Below are 20982 nucleotides of genomic sequence, written 5' to 3' on the forward strand. Positions count from 1 at the left end.
ATTCTTCCAGTATGTCCGTCTTCGACGCACTCAGGCGACCAGAACACACCGGCGAGAATCGATGTCTCCCGTGCACCGCCGTCAACGCAGTTCTCGTCGTCCTCGTCGGTCTGGCGCTTGGCGTCCTATGGCCCCCCATCGGGGCCGTCGTCATCGCCGTCGGAACACTACTCGTCTACCTGCGCGGCTACGTCGTCCCCGGAACCCCCTCGTTCGCGCCGAAGCTCGTCTCGGCGGTCGGTCTCGACGGCATCTTCGGCCACAGGGAGGACGACGCCGCCGCACGCCAGTCTGACTCGCTCGACGCCAACGTCGACCCCGACGTGATGCTCTCGACGCTCCTGAACGCCGGTGTTCTCGTGGAAGAACCCGACGGACTGTTTCTGACCGACGAGGCCCGCGAGGAGTGGGAATCAGCGATGGCGACGCTCCGAACGGCCTCGGACGAAGAATTGGCCGACGCCGTTGCGAGTGCGGTTCCGTTCGAAGCGACGGTGACGCCCGATTTTGGTGGCCTCGCAATCGAGGGGCCGGCCATGTCGGTGTGGCTCTCGCGCCCGCAAGCAATCGCTGACGTGGCGACGCTCGACACCGTCGTCGAACGCGATGTCGACCCGATGGTCGCACTCGCCGCGACCGAACCGATGCGGATGTTCACCGAAGTGTGTCCCGAGTGCGGCGGCGTCGTCGAAGAGACGACGACGCGCAACTGTTGCGGCGGGACGGCAGGTCTCCACGACTCACCGGAACACGAGATACTCGGCTGTGTGGACTGCGGTGCGGTCGTCTACGAGTTCCGCGAAGAATAGTGAGTGGTTCGCCGTTTCCGCCAGTGTCGAGTTCCCGAGTTAGGCGAACTGGTCGCGGTCCGGAACTTCGTCGCGGCCGAGCAGAATCTCCTGTCCTTCTACGTCTTCGAGCGCGGCGACGAGGCCGCCGACTTCGACGACGCCTTCGTCGGTCTCGATGTGAAGCGACGCGACTTCTTCTGTGTCCTCGAAGGCCGTCTCGATGACGCGGCCCTCGACGACGATGGCATCGCCCGTTTCCACGTCGCGGCCGGAGATGGAAGCGTAGAAGTCACCTTCGATTTCGCGGATGTCCTTGACGGCGCGGCGAATCGAGGCGTAGCGGCGCGGGAAGGGACGGCGCTTGCCGTTCGCGACGATGGTTTCGGCGGTACTCCAGAGGACGGTCCCGAAGAAGCCGCTCACGAGGAAGCCGAGCGCGGAGCGGTTGAAGATGACGCCGTAGCGGTCGCGGTCGTCGCGGAGCGCGTCCTGCGTCGCGTAGATTGAGTACTCGCCGTCGGCAACCGCGAGGACGGGCGAGGTGATACCGCGGCGGGCGCGGGCGATGGTCGCCACGTCGAGGTAGTTGAACTCGTCCGGGTCGGGTGCGCGGGAGGCGGGCGTAATCAGGAGGTCGATGCTGACGCCGCTGTCGATGGCCGCCGCGAGGTCGTCGCGGAAGCGACGGAGCAGGTCCGGCGTCAAAGAGAGCACGAGTTCGTACTCGGCCGCCTCGATAATCTCCTCGATGTAGCGCAGGATGGTCGACCGCGACTTGACGAGCGAGACTGCCTCGGTGTCTCGGGCGGGGGCGGTGTAGCGCGCTTCCAGTTCCTCGATGAGTTCCTCCAGCGAGGTCTTGACGTTCGAGAAGGCGTCGTCCGGGTCGACCGCGACGATTTTCATGGGGCGCGACTCGCGGAGTTCGACGAGTCCGCGGTCGGAGAGGCTTCGAACCGTGTCGTACACCCGAGGTTGCGGGATACTGGTTCGGTCGGCGATTTCGCTCGCCGTCAACTGTCCGTGTTCGAGGACGGCAAGGTACGCGTCGATTTCGTACTCGCCGAGGTTGAAGCGCTCACCGACTCGCTCCATGGTGAGTCGCAGTTCGTCAGCCATGGTCGTGACGTGTACGTCATCACCTAAAACATTTACTGAAAACCGAGTAGCACAGAATTCCGAAAATAGGTGGTATAGTTGGAGACGCGTGGAAGCGGTAGCCGGAGCCACGCCGAGCAGAATTCGTCTCTATATACCGCTTACATATCCCCGGAGTATCTGGTAGTTCCGGTTTGCGCTTGCGGAGTCGCTCGACGAGGCCGTCGCATCCGTGGTCTAGTCTCTGTGTGGCAACTTCCTGTTCGGAGTACCAATACGTAGCCGTTCACTGCGACCTGAATTCCCGCAGTGGCAACCCTTTTTTCGACCCTTCCCGTTGCGGTTTCCATGGACGGAGTCGAGGGGGTCGTCAGCATGCGGGATGTTGTCACCGGGACGTTGCTGGCCGACGGGACACATCCCGCGCTTGTCGCGCTTCAGTCCGGGGCGATGAAACCGCCGGACTTCGTCCCCGAGTATCTGGTGTTCCCCGGATGGCAACTCGTCTTGGCCGCTCTCGTTCTCGGATTGTCAGTCGGTCTCTCGAAGTACGTCGTTCGCCTACTCGGTCGGCCGGTCGCCCGACACTTCCGCCGCCAGAGCGTCGCACAGACGATTCTCAGATTCGTCCGCCTATCCATTATCCTCACGGGTGGCGGCGTCGCCGCGGGTATTCTCGGTTTCGAACTGGGCAACATCGTCCTCTCGGTGACGGTGTTTTCTGCCGTTCTCGGTATCGTGCTCGCTCCCATCGTCGGGAGCATCATCAACGGCGTATTCGTCCTCGCGGACCAGCCCTACGAAATCGGCGACATGATCGAACTCGACAACGGGACCCGCGGGTTCGTCGAGGAAATCAACCTGCGCTACACGAAGGTGTTCACCCTTGACAACACCTTTCTGGTCATGCCGAATTCGAACATCCGCGAGCGCGACGTTACCAACTACTCCGCCGAAGACGAGCGGACGCGCCTGACGCTCGACGTGCTCGTCACCTACGAATCCGATATCGCGGCCGCCCGCGACCTCGTCGAACGCGCCGCCCGCGACTGCGAGGCAGTTATCGAAGGCGGTCCGGACATCCGCATCGGGAGCGCCCGGTATCCGGCGAAGCCAACCGCGTATATCGAATCGTACGCGGATAACGGCGTCCTCCTGCGACTCCGCTACTGGGCGCTGAAACCGTACAAGATGCTCAAGATTCAGTCCGAGGTCCAGACGAGGTTGTGGTCTCACCTCGAAGACTCCGACGCGAACGTCGAGTTCGCGTACCCGCACACGCACCTCGTCTTCGACGACACGAGCGGGGCAGTTCGGGTCTCCGGTGGCGACGGTCCCGAAGACCACCGTCACACGGTTGCGTCGCCACCGACTGGACGGACCGACTCGGTAGAAGCAGCGGATGACGAAGCAGACGAGTAACTCGGTTCGAGCGATACTCAGGAGTCGGCGCGGACAGTGATAACCGTACAGTCGAGTTTCTCGCGGAGGTACACGTCGATATCGGGGTCGTCGAGGAACCGACGGAGCATCTTTCGCCATCGACTCGCCTGTTTCGACCCGATGACGACGATGTCCGCTTCTTCGGCGGCCACCTCTTCGAGAATCGTCTCCTCGACGAGGAACCCATGGCGGACGACGTATCGGGCGCGGACGAGCGGGCCGAACTCGCGTTCGACCGCCCGCTTGAGTTCCGTCCGCGTCACGCCGCGGTTCGACTGGTAGAGGTCGACGTGCAGCACCGTCAACTCGGCGTCGCGCTCTCTCGCAACTCGAATCGCCTCTTCGAGTGTCGCCCGGGAGTGCTTCGAGAGCGGATACCGGACCGGCACTACGACCCGTGTCATACTCGGGACCCACTCGCTACGCGTGCGTGAACCTTTCCTTCGCGGATGGGTTCGCCTCGGTCACTGTCTCTGTCTTGGATAAAGTCGCTGCCGTTGCGGTGGGACCACAGCACGAGTCAGTCCTCTGTGTGGGCGCTCGACCGACGTTCGATTCGGCCTTCGATTTCGGCGTCGAAGCCGACTTCGCGGGCGTACCGCGCCACCGCGTCGTGTTGAATCTCGAACTCGCCGGCGCGGTGCGCCCGCGTGAGCGCCGAGAATTCGACGGAACTGTGAAGCAGGTAGTCACTCGTCGCAACCGTGTAGAGCGCCTCGGAGTCGATTGGGTCGCCGTCGACGAAGGCTTCGACGACTTCGTCCCGGTCGTCGTCCCAGACGATTCGCGCGCCGCTTATCTGGGCGTGCCACCACTCGGGTTCGCCGAAGCCCATCGCGGACCCACGGGCATCGTTGAACACGTCCAGAAGTTCCTCGCCGGTCACTTCGGCGACCACGAGGTGTTCTTCGAAGGGGACGAGACTCACGATATCGGCGTGGGTCACGTCGGGTCCGACGGGTGGACCCGAGCGAATGCCACCGCTATTCTGGAGTCCCACGTCGGCCTCGGTGGCCCACCGGTAGGCGTCCGCGATGGCGTTTCCGACGCGACACTCGCCCGCGGCGACGGTCTCTTCGGTACGGTCCATCGGTTGGTCGATTCTGCAGAGCACTTCGTCGAGACCGGCGGCGTCGACGCGCCCGTGAAGTGCCTCGACGAGCGATTCGTCGCCCCGGTACTCGGACGTTCTGTGTCGAACCGTCTCGATTCGTTCGTCGTCGAGTCGGACTTCCCAGACGACGTGGCCGTTGGCTCCGGGTCGGACAATAGGAACGCCGTCGACGACATCGTCTCGTTCGGCGTGGACGTGCCCACCGAGAACGAGGTCGACATCGCAGCGGCGAGCGAGTTCGTCGTCACCGCTGCCGAGGTGCGAGAGCGCGACGACCGCATCCACGCCTTCTTCGCGGAGTGCAGCGATGGCGTCGGCGGCCGCTTCGTAGGGGTCGGTGAACGTGAGGTCGACCGCTTCGGGGTTGGTCGACTCCGTCGCGGGGTCGGTGACGCCGAAGAACCCGAGCGTCAGTCCGTCGACCGCTGCGGTGGCCCACGGGGCAGTCCCTTCGGCGGCACCGAACCGGTCGCCGGTTTCGTCGTAGACGTTGCTCGTAACCCACGTGGGACGACTCGCGGAGACGAGTTCGCGGGTCCGAGTAGGACCGTAATCGAAGTCGTGGTTGCCGAACGTCTCGAAGTCGGCGTCGACGGCGTGATAAAAGTCGAGCGCCTGCCCACCGCGTTCGATGAGTGACAGAACGCCCGGAGAGGTGTTGTCGCCACTGCCGACGACGAGCGTGTGGTCGTCGTCGAGGGCGGAGACGCACCCGGCGAGCCGACCAGCACGCAGGGGGTCGTCGAAGACGTTCTCGATATCGGAGTAGTGGAGGAGACGAGGCATTCGCTTCTCGAATGTGGGGGTCTGAGTGGACAAGAAGCCGTCGGGACAACACGACGGAGAGGGGTTGATGCGGACGGAAGAACGGGTCGGGACAGTGGTGGGTCCACCTCCCGACTCGCCTCACTCCGCCGCAGTGTGGCGCTCGTCTATTCTTCTGCTTCGAGTTCGAACGCGACGATAACCTCGGCTTGGTACTCTCGTGTCTCGACGGACGCGACTTCGACGCCGAGTTCTTCCACTTCGACCCAGTGGACGCCGGCGAGCGTCTCCTCCGCTCGGTCGATGGCGTCGTCGACTGCCGCGTCGAAACTCTCGTTACTCCGACCGATGAGGGTGATTTTCTTAAACACCATCTCGGCTGACCATTCGTCGTACTATCACAAATAATCGTCCCCAATTTCACGATACAGCATCGCGGTTCCGGTACACCGTAGACGAGCGTCTATAAACACTCGACTACGAGGTCAGCAGCTCGGAAGACGGAAATCACCCTTCCGGGTGGCCTTCTCAAGTTTAGCGGGTGGCCTTCTCAAGTCGTTGTTGAAGCGCCCCGACCACATCAGTAAGGTGAGCCGTTCCCCAGATGGCGACGACGACGCCGCCGATAGCGTCGAACACGAGGTCCAAGAGTGTGTCTTCGAGTCCGTACTGCGTCAGGACGGACCCGGTTCCGGCGAGCGTGGCGACCCCCGAGATGGCGAACTCGATGACTTCCCAGAAGACTCCGAACGCGAGGACGAAAAGCAGGATAAAGACGAACATAAATCTGGGCGGGAGGTAGATGGCAGTCGTGTGTTCGTCGACCGCGCGGACGGTCGCGTAGCCAGCGGCGGCGACAACAGAAGACGACAGTGCGTGCGTGAAGTGGTCCCACCACCAGATGCCTGCGTAGAAACTCGTCTCCGTGCCGGGAACGCCAACGGTCCCGAGGGCGTGGAAAAACGCCGCGGAGGATATCCAAAGCGTCAGGCCCGCATCCATGGGAATGCGGTAGTCGCGTTCGAGTAGTGCTGGGAGGTACGTCACACCGAGGCTGACCGAGGCGTTGACGACGATACCGAAGTTTGGCCGGTCAAGGCCGATGAAGATGAGACCGATGAGAATTATCTGCATGGCTCGTGAGAGCTGTTGCTGTCGCCGTTCGTCGATGTGGAGCCTCGTTCGAACCTTCACGGCAGGTCACCGTCCTCCGACTCTTGGGTCTCCCCGACTTCTGCGACTTCGTTGGGGAGGCGTTCTCGCGACCCCGCCCGGCGGCGGAAGTAGTGCTCGAACAGTAATCCGGCGACGAGCCCGGCGACCGTGGCGGCGACGAAATCCCACATCAGACCTGTCTCGATGACATCGTCGCTCCGCCCGTTGAACAGCAATTCCGTTCCGAGATAGATATCTGAGAGCCACTGTACGACCGCCCAGACGCCCGCCGCGGCCATCGTGGCGATGACGACGAAGACGATAGCAAACGAGTAGTTCATCCGGACGGGTGTGAACACGTCCAACTCGACCGCGACGATGAGTGCGACCGCGGCGACCGCGAGATAGGTCGAAACGCGGCCCGTGAACATCACGCCGCCGATGGTCTGGCCTCGAACGAGAACCCGGGCGACGAGCGGAAACGAAGCCAGCGCGATGACTTCCCACGGAAGCATCGCCTGTGGCTCACGAAACGCAACGGCGGGGACGACGGTCAGGATGGCGACACCCGCGGCGAAGCCGCCCCACACGAGGTCGCCGCCGGTGACGACACTCCCGATAGCGACCGCTGTGAGAAAGCCGACGAACAGCCACGCGAGCGCTGCATTGAGTCGTCTGCTACGGACGAATCGACGGAGCCCCGTCTGCGTGGTCCGTGTCATGCCCGTCCGTTAGCGACGGGCTGAGAAAACGTTTGGGCGCGTGTCTGTGATTATAAGCTGTGCAGGCCGACCCGAGTCACGTGTTCGTGCCCCGGACGACCTCGTAGTCGTCACCTCCGTTGTCGGAGACGCCGATAATTGCCCATTCGTACGGAAGGTCGATACCGCGAAGTCGCTCTCGAAGCGCGCTAATGTGGTCGTCCCACGTCACGAAACAGCGGAGCCGGTACTGTGTCTCGGTTCCGCCGTCTGTAAACGCCGGACGGCAATTGGTCGCTTCGCGCGAACTCAGTGCGGTCACTTGGACCGTACGCCACTTGCGTTCAGCCAGCATATCGGGACCGTCGCCCGAGACGGTGTAGCCGAGCTGACCGAATATCGACCGAGCCTCCTGAACAGGAGGCATCGAAGCCTGGGCCATGCAGGTCAACGTACACCCGCACCTGTGATAAAGATTGTCACGATATACCGTACCAATGACGGCGAATGTGTTGCTTTTGCGGCGATACTATTCGTGGGCGGCGTCCCACTCGTCTGGTTTCCGGACGTTTCCACACTCGTTGCATTCGACGCGACCCATCGTGTCCATCGCGGTATCGAACGAATCGCAGTTCCCACAGCGGTAGCCCCATCGGGACTCGGCGCTATCGGTCGAGTACACGACGTAGAACGGGCCTTTCGACCCACGGTCGAATTCGTTGCTCGCGACGAACACAGTTTTCCCACCCGGTACAGTCTGTGACTGGAGTTGGGTCATAGCACCCGGTTGGGAAGCAGGTGGCTTAAGAAATTGGACCTATGTGCGGAAGGATTCGCCACAGCCGCAACTGCTCGATGCGTTCGGGTTCTCGACGTTGAAACCTGCCCCCTGCAGGCCGCCCTCGTAGTCGAGCGTCGCGCCGCCGATGTAGTTCATACTCGCCGGGTCGACGAACACGCGGAGGCCGTGTTGTTCGACGACGGTGTCGTCGTCTTCCGGTTCGCCATCGAACCGCATCCCATACGACAAACCGGCGCAGCCGCCCTGCTGGACGAACAGGCGGAGACCAGCCACGTCGGTGTCCATCGACTCTCCTTCGAGGAGCGAGATGGCTTCGTCCGCGGCCTCGGGCGTAACCGTGACGGCCGCCTCGTCGCTGCCAGTCGCGGATTCGGTACTCATACTACCCGTTATACTGTGGGAACGGTTAACTGTGCCGCCGGGTGAAAAAAGCTGCTGCCGCGACGACGGTCGTGCCGTTTCCGACCCTTACTCCTCGAACCGTTCGCGGACGCTCTGTGCGTGCGCGTCGAGTCCTTCCGCTTCGGCGAGCGTCGTAACCGTCTCTGAGAGGCCCGAAAGCGCCTCCTGGTCGAGTCGCTGGACAGTTGTCGAGCGGACGAAGTGGTCCACCGAGAGTCCGCCCTGTTGCTTCGCACCGGCACCAGTCGGTAGCACGTGGTTCGTTCCGGAGGCGTAGTCGCCCGCGGCGACTGGGGTGTACGGACCGAGGAAGACGCTTCCGGCCGAGTCGATACGGTCGAGGAGAGCTTCGTCATCGTCGGCCTGAATCGACAGGTGCTCTGCGGCGTACTCTTCGGCGAAGAGCACCGCTTCGGACATCGAGCGGGCGACGAGCACGCCCGAAGCGTCGTTCTCCAGCGCTGCCTCGATGGTCTCGGTGCGTTCGCGCTCTGCGGCCTGTCGCTCGACCTCCTCGACGATTTCTGTGGCGAGGTCGGCGTCGTCGGTGACGGCGACCACGGAAGCGTTCGGGTCGTGTTCGGCCTGTGCGACGAGGTCGGCCGCGACGAATCGCGCCTCTGCGGTCTCGTCGGCGACGACGAGTACCTCGGAGGGACCGGCGAGGAAGTCGATGTCAACGTCGCCGCGAACCTCGGCCTTCGCGGCCGTAACCCACTTGTTGCCCGGGCCGACGACCTTCTGGACGGCCTTCACGGTCTCTGTCCCGTAGGCGAGAGCGGCGATGCCTTGTGCGCCACCAACAGAGTACACCGCGTCAGCACCCGCGACGTGCATTGCAGCGAGGGTGACGGGGTTCATCGTGTCGGCCGGTGGCGTGGCGACCGCGACGTGCTCGACGCCCGCGACTTTGGCGGGGATGACACCCATGAGAACGCTGGACGGGTAGGCTGCGGTACCGCCGGGTGCGTAGACGCCGACGCGGTCAAGGGGGCGGTAGCGTCGCCCGAGTTCGCGCGTGCCGGAAGCGCCGAAGTCCTCGCGCCAGTCTTCGGGGACCTGTCGCTCGTGGAATTCGCGGATGTTCGCCGCCGCCGTCTCGATAGCTTCGCGCACGTCGTCGTCGATTTCGTCGTAGGCGCGTTCGGCCGCGTCGCTCACGTCGATGTTGCCGACTTCGACGTCGTCGAACTCGCGGGAGTAGTCCCGGAGCGCAACGTCGCCCTCCCTGCGGACTCGTTCGACGATGTCGCGTACGTCGGAGCGAACGTCGCCGACGCCGGCGTCTCGTTCGAAGAAGGCGCGGCGAGCGTCGGGGCCGAGGTCGGCCAGTTCGCGAACCTCGATGTTCATACCCGGGCTTTAGCGTCGGCGCGAAAAGTCGTTGCGGAAGCGGTGGGCCACTTTTCGGCGCTCAAACGTCGCTCGCGTCTGCAACCAAATCTCGGATGATGCCCGCAATCAAATATCGGATGACGACCGCAACCAAATCTCGGATGATGCCCGCAATCAGATAACGTCCCGGCGCTCCGAGTATGTAAGCGTCTGCTCGTCGGTTTCGATGGTCGTCTGAATCGTAATCCATCCGTCAGCTTGCTGCACCGCAAACGCCTCCGAGAGCGAGAGTTTGACGCGCCTCGTCGTCGAGTAGGACTCACCAGCAGGCAGGTTTCCGACCTCCTCGCTTCCGCGCCAAATTTCGTCGTCCGCATCGGTGCTGTTGCCGACGAAGATACGACTGTAGACGGTAACGCCGGTGGCGTCTGCGTCCTGTTGATTGACCAGCGTACTCGTCACGTCGCGGCACGTCTGTCCGCACTTCTCGATTTCGTCTATCTGGAATACGAACGGCGGTTCTGGAGTTGACTCGCCCGATGTGGGCGCATCTTCCGTCGAATCACTTTTCTCGTCTTCGCTTGGTGTCGGAGACGACATCTGCGTCGGTGTTGGCGTCTGCGTGGGGAAGTCACTACTGGATGCGTCTTTGTCCCCCGACTCGGGACCGAACCCGGTACCGAGTGCGATACCAACTCCACCGACTGCGAGTACAACGACCAATACGACAACCACGCTGCGTCGCTTCATTGTATGTATTGACGTTCCAGAACATCATGAAGTAGTGAATTAGTTCACGTCATTTTACTCCAGTTTCTCTGATACTCGTTTGTCTCGCTTCGGTTTGGCAGTGGCTAACCCGAAATTGGACCGGGGCAGTCTGTGCCACTCCGTGAGTACTGCGGCCCCACCGTCGCGGTTGGTCAAACCCTACTCGGCAAGCGCGTGGCGCATCGCCTCGAACCCGGTGTCCACGTCCACATCGGCATCCTGCGCCTCCAGCGCCTCGCTGAGCGCCGTTATGAGGAACGAAACGTTCTCGGGCTGGGCGGAGTAGCCCATACAGCCGATACGGAAGATGTCGCCCGCGAGCGCGCCGAGACCGCCGGCGATTTCGAGGTCGTACTGTTCGAGGACGTAGTCGATTGCCTCACCTGCGTGGACCCCGTCGGGGACGAGCACCGCGTTGAGACTCGGCAGCCAGTACTCGTCTTCGGGATTCAGCCCGAGACCCATCGCTTCGACGGCCGCTTTCAGTGCGCCCGCGACGCGGCGGTGGCGGTCCCACCGGTTTTCGATACCCTCCTCGGCGACCAACCTGAGCGCCTCGCGAATGGCGTAGACGTTGGTGATGGGCGCAGTATGGTGGTACGACCGGTCGTCACCCCAGTACCCTTCGAGCAGTGAGAGGTCGAGATACCACGAGCGGGGCGGTTCCTCGCGCGACAGAACCTTGTCCATCGCGCGGTCGTTGAGCGTGAGCGGACTCGCACCCGGCGGACAGGAGAGACACTTCTGCGGCCCAGCGTAGGCGACGTCGATACCCCAGTCGTCGACTTCGAGTTCGACGCCGCCGAGCGAAGTCACACAGTCCGCGATGACGAGGGCGTCGTGGTCGTGAGCGATGCCCGTCAGTTCGGGGACGCTCGGTTGCTTGACGCCGGTCGACGTTTCGGCGTGGACGAACCCGAACACGTCCGGTTGGTATTCGTCGAAGGCCGCCTGCACGTCGGCGGAGTCGAGCGGTTCGCCCCACGGCGCGTCGACGTGGACGACGTTGCCGCCGGCGCGTTCGGCCATCGACTCCATGCGACCGCCGAAATATCCGTTCGTGGGGACGAGCACCGTATCACCCGGTTCGACGAGGTTGCCGATGGCAGCCTCCATCGACGCCGACCCGGTCCCGGACACCGGTATCGTCCACTGGTTATCGGTGCGGAACGTGTAGCGCATGAGGTCCTGCACCTCGTTCATGATGTCGATGAACGACGGGTCGAGATGGCCGACGAGCGGCGTCGACATCGCTCGGAGGACGCGCGGGTGGGCGTCGCTCGGTCCGGGACCCATCAGGGTTCGATTCGGCGGGGTGAGTTCGCCGACATCGGGTGCGTCTGTCATGGTCTTGTGTGACGTGCCACGCAGTGGAACAAAAGAAATGTGATTGCGGAAGGACGTTCGGAGAGCGGTCGGTCTTGTGACTAGAGCCGGTAGAGCGTCTTAGCCGGCCAACGCCGCCGCCACCTTCTCTATCGGGTGGGCTGGCCGGTGCACTCCCTCACGCTCCCGCTCGGCGAGTTGCGACCGACACGAGGCACCGGGCGCGACCACAGTATCGGCCTCGCTCTCGTCTACTTTCTCGAACAGGATGCGGCCGATTGCCTTCGAGAGGTCGTAGTGTTCGGATTCGTAGCCGAAGCTTCCGGCCATCCCGCAGCACCCCGAATTGAGCGGGTCCACGTCGTAGCCGACGCGCCGGAGGACGCCCACGGCGTGGTGGTCCTTGTTCAGCGCCTTCTGATTGCAGTGGCCGTGGTACGTCAGCGACCCGAACTCGCCGCCGTCGGCGACGGCGGTTCCGGCGGTTCCCACAGACCCCAAACCGGTCGATTCGCGGCCGCGAATGGGGAATTCCTCGTCGAGTCGGTACACGTCGATGAACTCCATGACGCCGTAGGCTGCCGCTCCGACCGGAGCGACGGCTTCGTTCGGCAGGAGGTCGTCGTACTCGTCTTGGAACATCACCACGTCGGACGGCTCGGTGAAGACCACGGACCAGCCGTCTTCGACGAACGGACGGAGCGCCTCGACGTTGTGTCCCGCGCGCTTCCGTGCGAGGTCGAGAAATCCGCCGGAATAGGCGGCTCGCCCGCTCGGGTGGACGTTCTCGGCCAGTTGGACGTGGACGCCCGCCGCTTCCAGTGTCCGCACCGCGGCTTTGCCGATTTCGGGCGTGACGTAGTTCGTGTACGTGTCCGGGAACAGGAGGACGCGATGTGTCGCCTCGGCCTGCGAGACGGTGGCTTCGCGGAATTTCATCCACTGTTCGAGCGTGTTGCTGGTGAACGACGGTAGTTCTCGGTCGGACGCGATGCCGACGAGGCGGTCCATCGCGTCCCGCGCACCCGGCAGTTCAGCGGCCCAGTTCGAAACGGGTGCCAGTACGCTCCCGAGTCGCGCAAATCGGTCGATGTTGGCGAATAGTCGTTCCCGAATCGACGCGCCTGCTTCGGCGTGGTGCTTGTGCTTCACTTCGGCTTTGAGTTTCGCGAGGTCGACGCCGGTCGGACAGTCGTTCTTGCAGCCCTTACACCCGATACAGAGGCCGAGAATCTCCTCTTGGAACCGGTCGGTGTAGAGTTCTTCTTCGGGAAGGTCGCCGCTGATGGCCGCCCGCAACATGTTCGCCCTGCCGCGAGTCGTCTCCGCCTCGTCCTTGGATGCCCGGTACGTCGGGCACATCGTCTCCGACCCGGTCTGGCGACACGTTCCACAGCCGTTGCACAGCTCCACGAGGTGCGAGAAGCCGCCTTCGTCCTCGAACTCGAGCGTCGTCGCCGGTTCGAGCGAGGCGTACGACGCGCCGTACCGCAGGTTCTCGCGCATGTCGGTCGGGTCATCGCTGCGGTAGACGACCTTCCCCGGATTCATGCGCCAGTCGGGGTCGAACGCCGATTTTACCTGCTTGAACGCGTCCCAGAGCGCCGGGCCGTACATCTTCGGATTCCACTCGGTTCTGGCGAGACCGTCGCCGTGCTCGCCGGAGAACGCCCCGTGGTGTTCCAATACGAGGTCGGTCACGTCGTCGGTTATCGACCGCATCGTCTCGATGCCGTCTCGGTCTTTCAGGTTCAGAATGGGTCGAATGTGAAGCGTCCCGGCCCCGGCGTGGGCGAAGTACGCCGCCGATGTTCCGTGGTCCGCCAGTACGTCCTCGAACGACTGCACGTACTCCGCGAGTTCTTCCGGCGGAACGCTCGCGTCCTCAATGAAGGGGTACGGCTTCGGGTCGCCCTGCAAGGACATGAGCAGCGGAATCGCCGCCTTCCGGAGTTTCCAGAGGTTCGCCTGCGCCTCGTCGGTGTAGGCTTCGATGGCGTCGAACGCCCTGCCGTCGTCCGCTTCCGATTTCAACTCCGCCTCCGCTTTCGACTCCGCCTCCGCTTTCGACTCCGACCGCAGGAAGTGGTCGTTGGCCGCCTGAATCACCGCCTCGAAGTCGTCGTGGAGTTCGGAATCGAACTCCAGCATCAGCGTCGCAGCCGTCCCGTCGGGAATCCCCTCGACGTACTGGGCGTATTCGCTCGACTCGGCGGCCATCCTGAACACCTCGTCGTCCATGAGTTCGACGGCGCTCGCGTCGAAGTCGAGCGCGTCGGGAACCGCCGTCATCGCGTCGAGGAGGTCGTCGTAGGCGTAGAGCACGAGTGCCGTCTCTTCGGGCACCGTCACGAGCGACACGGTGGCTTCGACGACGACGCCGAGTGTACCCTCCGCGCCGACGAACAGTTTCGAGAGGTTGACGACCGTTTCACCGTCGTCGTTCTCGAAGACGACTTTGTGGAGGTTGTAGCCGGAGACACAGCGCTTGAGCTCGGGATACCGCTGTTCGATTTCGGTTTCGTTCTCTTCGACCAGTCGGACTACGGTCCGATAGATTTCGGCCTCGCGGTCGTCTTTCGCCACGATGTCGTCCCACTCGTCGCTTCCGACGACCACGTCGCGGGTGTGCATGAGCGACCCATCGGCGAGTACGACGCGCAACTCCTCGGTGTAGGCGTCGGTGATGCCGTAGCGGACCGAGTGCGCCCCGGTCGAGTTGTTGCCGATGCCACCGCCGATTGTCGCTCGATTCGAGGACGCGGGGTCGGGTGCGAACTTCAGGCCGTGCGCCGAGAGACGGTCGTCGAGGTCGTCCTGAACCACGCCGGGTTGAACCGTCGCCCGTCGATTCTCGGGGTCGACCGCGACGATATCGTCCATATACTTCGAGAAGTCGAGGACGACACAGCCGGGACCGACCGTCTGCCCCGCCAGCGACGACCCCGCCCCGCGCGGGAGAATCGGAACGTCGTGCGCCACGGCTATCTCGACCGCCGCCCGAACGTCGTCGGGGTCGCGGGGGATGACCACTCCCGCCGGACGGGCGCGGTAAATCGACCCGTCTGTGGCGTACAAGACCTGCGTGTACTCGTCGAATCGAACCTCGCCCTCGACGGCGTCGCGCAAGTCGGACGCCAACTCGGCGTGGGCCGCTACGTCGGATACCTCGTAGTCACGTGACTCCTGAAATCGCCGGAAGTCGCTCAAGTCCCCTTCGTCAACCGCCGTCGTGGCGCGATTCGGCCACGAAGAGTCGTCGCCAACCATTATCATATATAATTGTTTAGAATAGCAAAAGTGTGTGTGCGAGCCGCCATCTTTGCCACCAGAAGGGAGAGATGGCAATTCCTCGCCGAGTTACTGCGGCGGGTTCCGCGGATAGTTCCCCGCGCCCGTCTGGAGTTCGCCGTCGACGACGACCCAGCCCTGTCGGTCAGCAGGGATATCGTAGGCGTGGATTCGGTCGCTGTACTCGTTGTAGTTCCACCCGCCGACCCACCACGAGTTTGTTCCGTAGAGTTCGACGTTCACGGAGACGTTGGTCGTCTCCGGACCGTCGTACTGCAGGAACAGCATCGTGTCGTACGAGTAGCACCGCGTCTCGTCGTCTTCGCGGGGCCACTCGCACGGGACTCGCTGCGAGTTAGCACGCGGGTGGAAGAGCGGTTCAGCTCCCTCGGGAGACCGCGTGTCGATAGAGCGGTTTACCGTCGCGTCGGCGTTGAGGTCTACCGCATCGTGTTCGACGCGGAGCGTATCGGAGTCGTTTCGGCTGTACTCGCGTTCGGGAATCTGCTCCCAGCGGACGAGTCGGTCGTTCTCTACGACTGCTCGGTGGTAGGTCGGTTCGGCGGGTATCTCGTCCGCTCGAACCCGAAGCATCGGGCCGTACTGCGTCTCTACCACGTCGTAGGTCCACGTTTCGGGGACGAGATACTCCCGCGATTCGACGGTATCGCCGATTGGAGACGAGTTGTTAGCGACAGGAAGTGGGACGAGAATCGTCACGTTGGAAATCTGCTCGTCCGCCGAGATACGGACGCTGTAGTCGTACTGACTCCCGTAGGAGTCGAGAAACGAGAGTCGGCCAAACGCCCAGAGACCGCCGCCGATAGCGGCGACGACGAGCAGGACGACGACGACAACGATGCCCAGTGTGCGGCGTTTCATCGGACTCACCCACTGGTCTCTGTCGAAGCGTCGTCCCCACCGTCGTCGACTGAGATTGTCACCGTCTCGTGCCCGCCCGCTTCGAGCAGCGTCGCGATTCGGTCGGCTATCTTCGCAGTCCGTCCCTCTCGTGTACCGTAGGCAATCAGGAGTGAATCCATCTGTTCCCACCATCTTCCTATTCGTTCGCTTACAGCATAACCCTGATACAGGCTCTCAAACCGCGGGAAACGGAGCCGAATCGTGGATGCCCCAGTAGGAACTATTTTGGGGACCTGTGAACCACTACCGAATACAACTAATGAATACCCCGATAGACACCTACCTCGTCACGCAGTCTGACCTCTCCAACGGTCGGACGACGCTCGACGTGGTGCAGGCCGCAGTTGATGGGGGCGTCGATGTTGTCCAGCTCCGCGAGAAGCACGCAAGCGCCCGCGAGCGATACGAAACCGGGTGTGAAGTTCGGGACGTGACGGCCGATGCGGGCGTCTCGCTCGTCGTCAACGACCGAGTCGATATCGCCGCTGCAATCGACGCCGACGGCGTCCACCTCGGCGACGACGACGTTCCCGTCTCCGTCGCACGCGAGCAACTCGGCGCAGACACCATCATCGGTCGGTCGGTTTCGACCGTCGCAGGCGCGAAGGCCGCCGAAGAAGCGGGTGCGGACTACCTCGGCGTGGGTGCCGTCTTTTCGACGACAACGAAGCAGACTGACCCCGACCAGTCCGAAATCGGCGTCAAGCGAGTTTCCGCGGTCGCCGACGCCGTCTCGATTCCGCTCGTCGGCATCGGCGGCATCACGCCGTCGAACGCCGCCGATGTCGTCGCCGCTGGAGCCGATGGCGTCGCTGTCGTCTCCGCCATCACCGCCGCAGACGACCCAGAAAGCGCGACACGTCGGCTTGCGACCGCCGTCGCCGAAGGGAGGGACCGCCGATGAGCAGTCTCGACCCGGAATTCGGACTCTCGCTCGACGAGGCGCTCACCGCTGTTGCCGACAACCAACCGCTCGTCAACTCGGTCACGAACAACGTCACCGTCAACGACGTGGCGAACATCACGCTGCACTGGGGCGGCCTGCCGGTCATGTCCGACGACGAACGCGAGGTTGCCGACATGGTCGCAATCGCCGACGGCTGTCTGCTCAACATGGGAACCGTGAGCGAGACGGGTGAGGCGACGATGCTGGCCGCCGGTGCCGCGGCGGGAGACCACGACGTGCCGCTCGTCGTCGACCCCGTCGGCGTCGGTGCGACCCCAACCCGTTCGCGGGTTGCAGAGCGCCTCGTCACCGAACTCGACGTCGACGTGCTCAACGGAAACTACGGCGAAATTTCCGCGCTCGTCGGCGAGAACGCCGAAGTTCGGGGCGTGGAGTCGGTCGGCGAGTACGCCGAAATCGCCGCGACGGCGGTCGAATGCGCTCGCCAGACGGGTGCCGTCGTCGTCGCGTCCGGTGAGACCGACATCGTCGCAACCGAGGACGCGGCCTACGAGGTTCACGCAGGCCACTCGATGATGGGCGAAGTCGTCGGTACCGGCTGTATGCTCGGCGTGACGCTCGCCGTCTTCGCCGCCGCAATCGACGACCCGCTCGATGCTGCGCTCGCGGGAACGGCCGCCTACGGATTGGCTGGCGAACTCGCGGCTGACGGCGTTTTCGGCGACTACCACGGTCCGGCGAGCTACAGGGTCTCGTTCCTCGACGCGGCTGCCGGACTCGCGGGGGAAGAACTCTCCGACCTCTCCGACCGCGTCGAACGAATCGAGGTGCGGTGAGATGTCACCGACACAGCCGACTCCGCAGACCCCGCCGTACGCAATTACGATTGCCACCAGCGACTCCGGCGGCGGCGCGGGCATCCAAGCCGACTTGAAGACGATGACGCGACTTGGCGTCTACGGCGGGTCGGTCATCGTCGCCGCGACGGCGCAAAACACCCGCGGCGTCGAGGCGACTCACGTCCTTCCCACAGACGCGATTCGCGCGCAGTTTGACGCGCTCGTTGACGACTTCGACATTGCGGCCGTCAAACTCGGCATGTTGGCGACGGCGGAGGCTATCGAGACGGTCGCGGACTGCCTCGCCGACTACGACGGCCCGGTCGTCCTCGACCCCGTGATGGTCGCCACCTCCGGCGACCGACTGCTCGACGAGGACGCCGTCGACGACTACACCGACCTGTTCGCACAGGCGACACTCGTGACCCCGAACGCGGACGAGGCCGAGGCGATTACCGGCCACTTCCCCGATACGGAAGAGACACAGCACGCCGCCGCAGACCAGTTCTTCGAGTGGGGTGCGGACGCCGTGCTCCTGAAAGGCGGGCATGTCGACACCGACGATTCGACCGTCGTCGACGCGCTCGTAACGCCCGAAGAAACGACGACGTACGTCAACTCTCGAATCGACTCCGCAGCTACGCACGGTTCCGGATGCACGCTGTCGAGCGCAATCGCCGCCCGCCTCGCCCGCGGTGACGACCTGCCGGATGCGGTCGAACGCGGTATCGAGTTCACGCACGCGGCGCTCTCCGAACCGGCGGACGTCGGCGAAGGCGCAGGAAGCGTGAATCACCTCGTCGGCGGCGAGTGGTCGAACATGGGGGAGTGAGCAAATCTACCGGGTTCAGAACTTCCCCCACAACCGCGTGAGTTCGTCGGCAACGTCGCTCTCATCACTCTGGCGCTCGATAGTCCAGTCCAGTTCTCCGTCTCGGACTGTTAACTCGAACCGGTCGCGCGGGAGTAGACTCCGCGTTCGTCGCCGGGAACACAGCCTCGACACAGAACTTTCCGTCGCGCCTACCTACGAATCGACTCGCTTTTCGACGTGGCTGATATCGTAAACGGCTGAGTTCTCTATAACGAAAACAGCTGATTCCCCTGCAACGAAAACGGCTGATATCACGGCTATGACCCGGTAACACTCACGTCAGCAGACACTCAAGTCGTTCCGACTCCTACGCTGCGGTGATGACTGACCACACTCCGACGCCGGGCATCCACCACGTTACGTGTATCGCGGGCGACCCACAGCGGAACCTCGATTTCTGGGTCGAGACGCTCGGTCTTCGGCTCGTCAAGCGCTCCATCAATCAGGACGACCCCAGCACGTACCACTTCTTCTTCGCGGACGCCGAGGGGACGCCCGGGACGAGTATGACGTTCTTCCCGTGGGAGAACCTCTCGCAGGGAAAAGTCGGCACCGGACAGGTCTCTCGAACCGCATTCCGCGTCCCCGACGGAAGCCTGGACTACTGGGAAGCCCGGTTCGACGAGTACGGTGTCGAGTACGACGACCGAATCGAGCGGTTTGGCGAGACTGTCCTCCCCTTCAGCGACCCGGACGGCCTGCCGGTCGAACTGGTCGAAGTCGACATCCCCGAGGACGACCCGACCGTCCCGTGGACCGAGTTCGTTCCCGAGGAATCGGCGATTCGAGGGTTCCATTCAGTGACGCTCTGGGTGGCGGACCCCCAACCAACCGAAGAACTCCTCCGGACGATGGGGCTGGAGGAAGTCGGCACCGAGCAGGCACAGGGCGACGTGCAGGGTGACGAGCGAACTCGATTCGCCGCCGCTGGACCCGTCGGGAAGTACGTCGACGTGCTCCCGACTATCGAGGGGAGCCGACAGGGTCACGGGACGGTCCACCACGTCGCCTTCCAGACGCCGACCGACGAGGACCAAGCGGCGATGCGCGAGGCTGTCCAGTCGGAAGGGCTGCGCCCGACAGCCCAGATAAACCGCCACTGGTTCCGTTCGGTCTACTTCCGGGAATTCGGCGGCATCCTGTTCGAACTCGCCACGAAGGACCCGGGTTACACTAGCGACGAACCGCGTTCCGACCTCGGCGGGCGACTCGTCCTCCCCGGCGAGTTCGAAGCACAGCGCGAACAAATCGAAGCGGGGCTGACGGACGTGACGATACCGCGAGCCGATTCGGCGGAAGCCGATAACTGAAGCTGTTAGTTGGTCCGTCACCCGGTGGTGGCCCCGACCCGGCTCGGATAAACAACCGGATTGGTCCGGCACCACACACTCACGATACAGGCGAGAAGCAACACTGGATGGCGACACCGATATCGGATTCGTCTCGGGGGAGACAGGGACAGGGACAGGAACAGGGAAAGAGACAGGACAGCGGCCGTGAACAACCCACGGTCGTTTCACTCGATGGCGAGAAACAGGTTGCCTACGCCGAGTACGGGTGCTCCGATGGCGCGCCGGTCGTGTTTCTTCACGGGACTCCCGGCTCTCGGCGATTAGGGGCACTGTTCGATGCCGCCGCACGAGAACGCGATATTCGAGTGCTCGCGCCCGACCGCCCCGGCTATGGACGGTCTACCCACTGGTCGTCCCGCTCGATACACGACGCAGACGCGGTTATCACTGCCGTCCTCGACGACGCCGACGAGGAGGTTGCGGGTCTCGTCGCATTCTCCGGCGGCGCTCCGCACGCACTCGCAACTGTAGCAACCCAACCGGACCGAATCAATCGAGTCGATGTTGTCGCCGGTGCGACGCCTCCCGGTACCGCCGACTCGACGCCCGCGATACAGCGACTTCTCGGGAAATTGGCGACGGCCACCCCGACAGTTCTCCGCGGACTCCTTCGAGGACAGGCGTGGCTCGCAGACCGCCTCGACCCGTCGTTCGTCGTTTCACAGTACACGAATGGGACCGAGTCGATTCCGGACGATGTCGCGGCCATCGTGAAGGCGGATTTCGTCGAGGCCATTTCGGGCCACGGGGTAGGTGCTGTCACAGATTTTCGAGACGCTGCGACGGCGTGGGAACTGCCCGCCGGTACTATCGAGACCGACGTGTGTTTCTGGCACGGTGCGGAGGACACGAACGTCCCGATTGACGGCGTTCGGCGCTTCAAATCACAGTTTCCGACTGCTCGACTGAACGTCTTCGACGACGCGGACCACCTGCAGACGCTCGTTCGAAGCATCCCCGCCGTCTTGGATGCACACGACCGCGCCGACTAACACCAAGGATTTGCACACACCCATGCCGACTAACACCAACGTACACCGCCGCGTCGACTGATATCACGCCGTTTGATATGCGAGTCGACCGAACGATTTC

Annotated in this window: 23 protein-coding genes; 7 read left to right on the top strand and 16 right to left on the bottom strand. The window is 63.4% G+C overall.

Annotation, left to right across the window (positions count from 1 at the left end):
- Positions 1-11 precede the first annotated feature (11 nt).
- Entirely contained in the window at positions 12-809 is a 798-nt protein-coding gene (locus HFX_RS10025) for a hypothetical protein (RefSeq protein ID WP_004060181.1), read from the top strand.
- 39 nt (positions 810-848) lie between these two features.
- On the opposite strand, the gene trmB is transcribed toward HFX_RS10025, so the two are convergent.
- On the bottom strand, positions 849-1910 hold the full coding sequence (trmB, locus tag HFX_RS10030) for an HTH-type sugar sensing transcriptional regulator TrmB (protein ID WP_004060180.1): 1062 nt from the start codon (positions 1908-1910) through the stop codon (positions 849-851).
- A 327-nt stretch (positions 1911-2237) separates the two neighbouring features.
- Here trmB and HFX_RS10035 point away from each other — a divergent pair, with 327 nt between their 5' ends.
- Positions 2238-3311: a mechanosensitive ion channel family protein gene (locus HFX_RS10035; RefSeq protein WP_004060179.1), complete on the top strand. Its 1074-nt coding sequence runs from the start codon at positions 2238-2240 to the stop codon at positions 3309-3311.
- 17 nt (positions 3312-3328) lie between these two features.
- On the opposite strand, the gene HFX_RS10040 is transcribed toward HFX_RS10035, so the two are convergent.
- The 14 genes from HFX_RS10040 to HFX_RS20045 all read right to left on the bottom strand — a co-directional run bounded on the left by HFX_RS10040 (position 3329) and on the right by HFX_RS20045 (position 16037).
- Positions 3329-3736: a universal stress protein gene (locus tag HFX_RS10040; protein WP_004060178.1), complete on the bottom strand. Its 408-nt coding sequence runs from the start codon at positions 3734-3736 to the stop codon at positions 3329-3331.
- 116 nt (positions 3737-3852) lie between these two features.
- On the bottom strand, positions 3853-5232 hold the full coding sequence (locus HFX_RS10045; protein ID WP_004060177.1) for a bifunctional metallophosphatase/5'-nucleotidase: 1380 nt from the start codon (positions 5230-5232) through the stop codon (positions 3853-3855).
- Positions 5233-5378: 146 nt separating this feature from the next.
- A complete protein-coding gene (locus HFX_RS10050; protein ID WP_004060176.1) occupies positions 5379-5585 on the bottom strand; it encodes a dodecin in 207 nt (68 codons plus the stop codon).
- 160 nt (positions 5586-5745) lie between these two features.
- On the bottom strand, positions 5746-6405 hold the full coding sequence (locus HFX_RS10055) for a hypothetical protein (RefSeq protein WP_004060175.1): 660 nt from the start codon (positions 6403-6405) through the stop codon (positions 5746-5748).
- Positions 6402-7088, bottom strand: a complete 687-nt coding sequence (locus HFX_RS10060) for a hypothetical protein (RefSeq protein ID WP_004060174.1) — start codon at positions 7086-7088, stop codon at positions 6402-6404. Before HFX_RS10060 ends, HFX_RS10055 begins: the two co-directional genes overlap by 4 nt.
- Before the next feature lie 76 nt (positions 7089-7164).
- Positions 7165-7509: a DUF7116 family protein gene (locus HFX_RS10065; protein ID WP_014732548.1), complete on the bottom strand. Its 345-nt coding sequence runs from the start codon at positions 7507-7509 to the stop codon at positions 7165-7167.
- Between the two features lie 87 nt (positions 7510-7596).
- A complete protein-coding gene (locus tag HFX_RS10070; RefSeq protein ID WP_004060172.1) occupies positions 7597-7845 on the bottom strand; it encodes a DUF5816 domain-containing protein in 249 nt (82 codons plus the stop codon).
- Between the two features lie 39 nt (positions 7846-7884).
- A complete protein-coding gene (locus HFX_RS10075; protein ID WP_004060171.1) occupies positions 7885-8250 on the bottom strand; it encodes a HesB/IscA family protein in 366 nt (121 codons plus the stop codon).
- An 87-nt stretch (positions 8251-8337) separates the two neighbouring features.
- Complete coding sequence (hisD, locus tag HFX_RS10080; RefSeq protein ID WP_179955378.1) at positions 8338-9618, bottom strand: histidinol dehydrogenase; 1281 nt, start codon at positions 9616-9618, stop codon at positions 8338-8340.
- A 162-nt stretch (positions 9619-9780) separates the two neighbouring features.
- Complete coding sequence (locus HFX_RS10085; RefSeq protein WP_004060169.1) at positions 9781-10356, bottom strand: hypothetical protein; 576 nt, start codon at positions 10354-10356, stop codon at positions 9781-9783.
- 180 nt (positions 10357-10536) lie between these two features.
- A complete protein-coding gene (locus HFX_RS10090; protein ID WP_179955379.1) occupies positions 10537-11673 on the bottom strand; it encodes a pyridoxal-phosphate-dependent aminotransferase family protein in 1137 nt (378 codons plus the stop codon).
- 150 nt (positions 11674-11823) lie between these two features.
- Entirely contained in the window at positions 11824-14973 is a 3150-nt protein-coding gene (locus HFX_RS10095; protein ID WP_004060167.1) for an FAD-binding and (Fe-S)-binding domain-containing protein, read from the bottom strand.
- 90 nt (positions 14974-15063) lie between these two features.
- The gene (locus HFX_RS10100; protein ID WP_004060166.1) at positions 15064-15876 is read right to left on the bottom strand and encodes a hypothetical protein; all 813 of its coding nucleotides are present in this window, start codon (positions 15874-15876) and stop codon (positions 15064-15066) included.
- Between the two features lie 5 nt (positions 15877-15881).
- Positions 15882-16037 carry an NADPH-dependent FMN reductase family protein gene (locus HFX_RS20045; RefSeq protein ID WP_004060165.1) on the bottom strand — a complete coding sequence of 52 codons (156 nt, stop codon included), beginning with the start codon at positions 16035-16037 and terminating at the stop codon, positions 15882-15884.
- Between the two features lie 140 nt (positions 16038-16177).
- Between HFX_RS20045 and thiE the strand changes: the two genes are divergently transcribed.
- From thiE to thiD, 3 genes are read left to right on the top strand one after another with little or no spacing between them, the layout of a single operon-like run.
- Complete coding sequence (gene thiE, locus HFX_RS10105; protein ID WP_004060164.1) at positions 16178-16822, top strand: thiamine phosphate synthase; 645 nt, start codon at positions 16178-16180, stop codon at positions 16820-16822.
- Positions 16819-17661, top strand: coding sequence for a hydroxyethylthiazole kinase (thiM, locus tag HFX_RS10110; protein WP_004060163.1), 843 nt, complete (start codon positions 16819-16821; stop codon positions 17659-17661). The genes thiE and thiM overlap by 4 nt, the downstream gene beginning before the upstream one ends.
- Before the next feature lies 1 nt (position 17662).
- Entirely contained in the window at positions 17663-18496 is an 834-nt protein-coding gene (gene thiD / locus HFX_RS10115) for a bifunctional hydroxymethylpyrimidine kinase/phosphomethylpyrimidine kinase (RefSeq protein WP_004060162.1), read from the top strand.
- Positions 18497-18511: 15 nt separating this feature from the next.
- Here thiD and HFX_RS20050 read toward each other — a convergent pair whose 3' ends face one another.
- Positions 18512-18670 (bottom strand): hypothetical protein, encoded by a 159-nt coding sequence (locus HFX_RS20050; RefSeq protein WP_004060161.1) that lies wholly within the window; start codon positions 18668-18670, stop codon positions 18512-18514.
- Between the two features lie 188 nt (positions 18671-18858).
- Between HFX_RS20050 and HFX_RS10120 the strand changes: the two genes are divergently transcribed.
- Together HFX_RS10120 and HFX_RS10125 are read left to right on the top strand one after the other, a co-directional pair.
- Positions 18859-19848, top strand: a complete 990-nt coding sequence (locus HFX_RS10120; RefSeq protein ID WP_004060160.1) for a ring-cleaving dioxygenase — start codon at positions 18859-18861, stop codon at positions 19846-19848.
- 107 nt (positions 19849-19955) lie between these two features.
- A complete protein-coding gene (locus HFX_RS10125) occupies positions 19956-20882 on the top strand; it encodes an alpha/beta fold hydrolase (protein ID WP_004060159.1) in 927 nt (308 codons plus the stop codon).
- Positions 20883-20982 lie beyond the last annotated feature (100 nt).

Origin of the sequence: Haloferax mediterranei ATCC 33500, assembly GCF_000306765.2 — an archaeon.
Lineage (GTDB): Archaea > Halobacteriota > Halobacteria > Halobacteriales > Haloferacaceae > Haloferax > Haloferax mediterranei.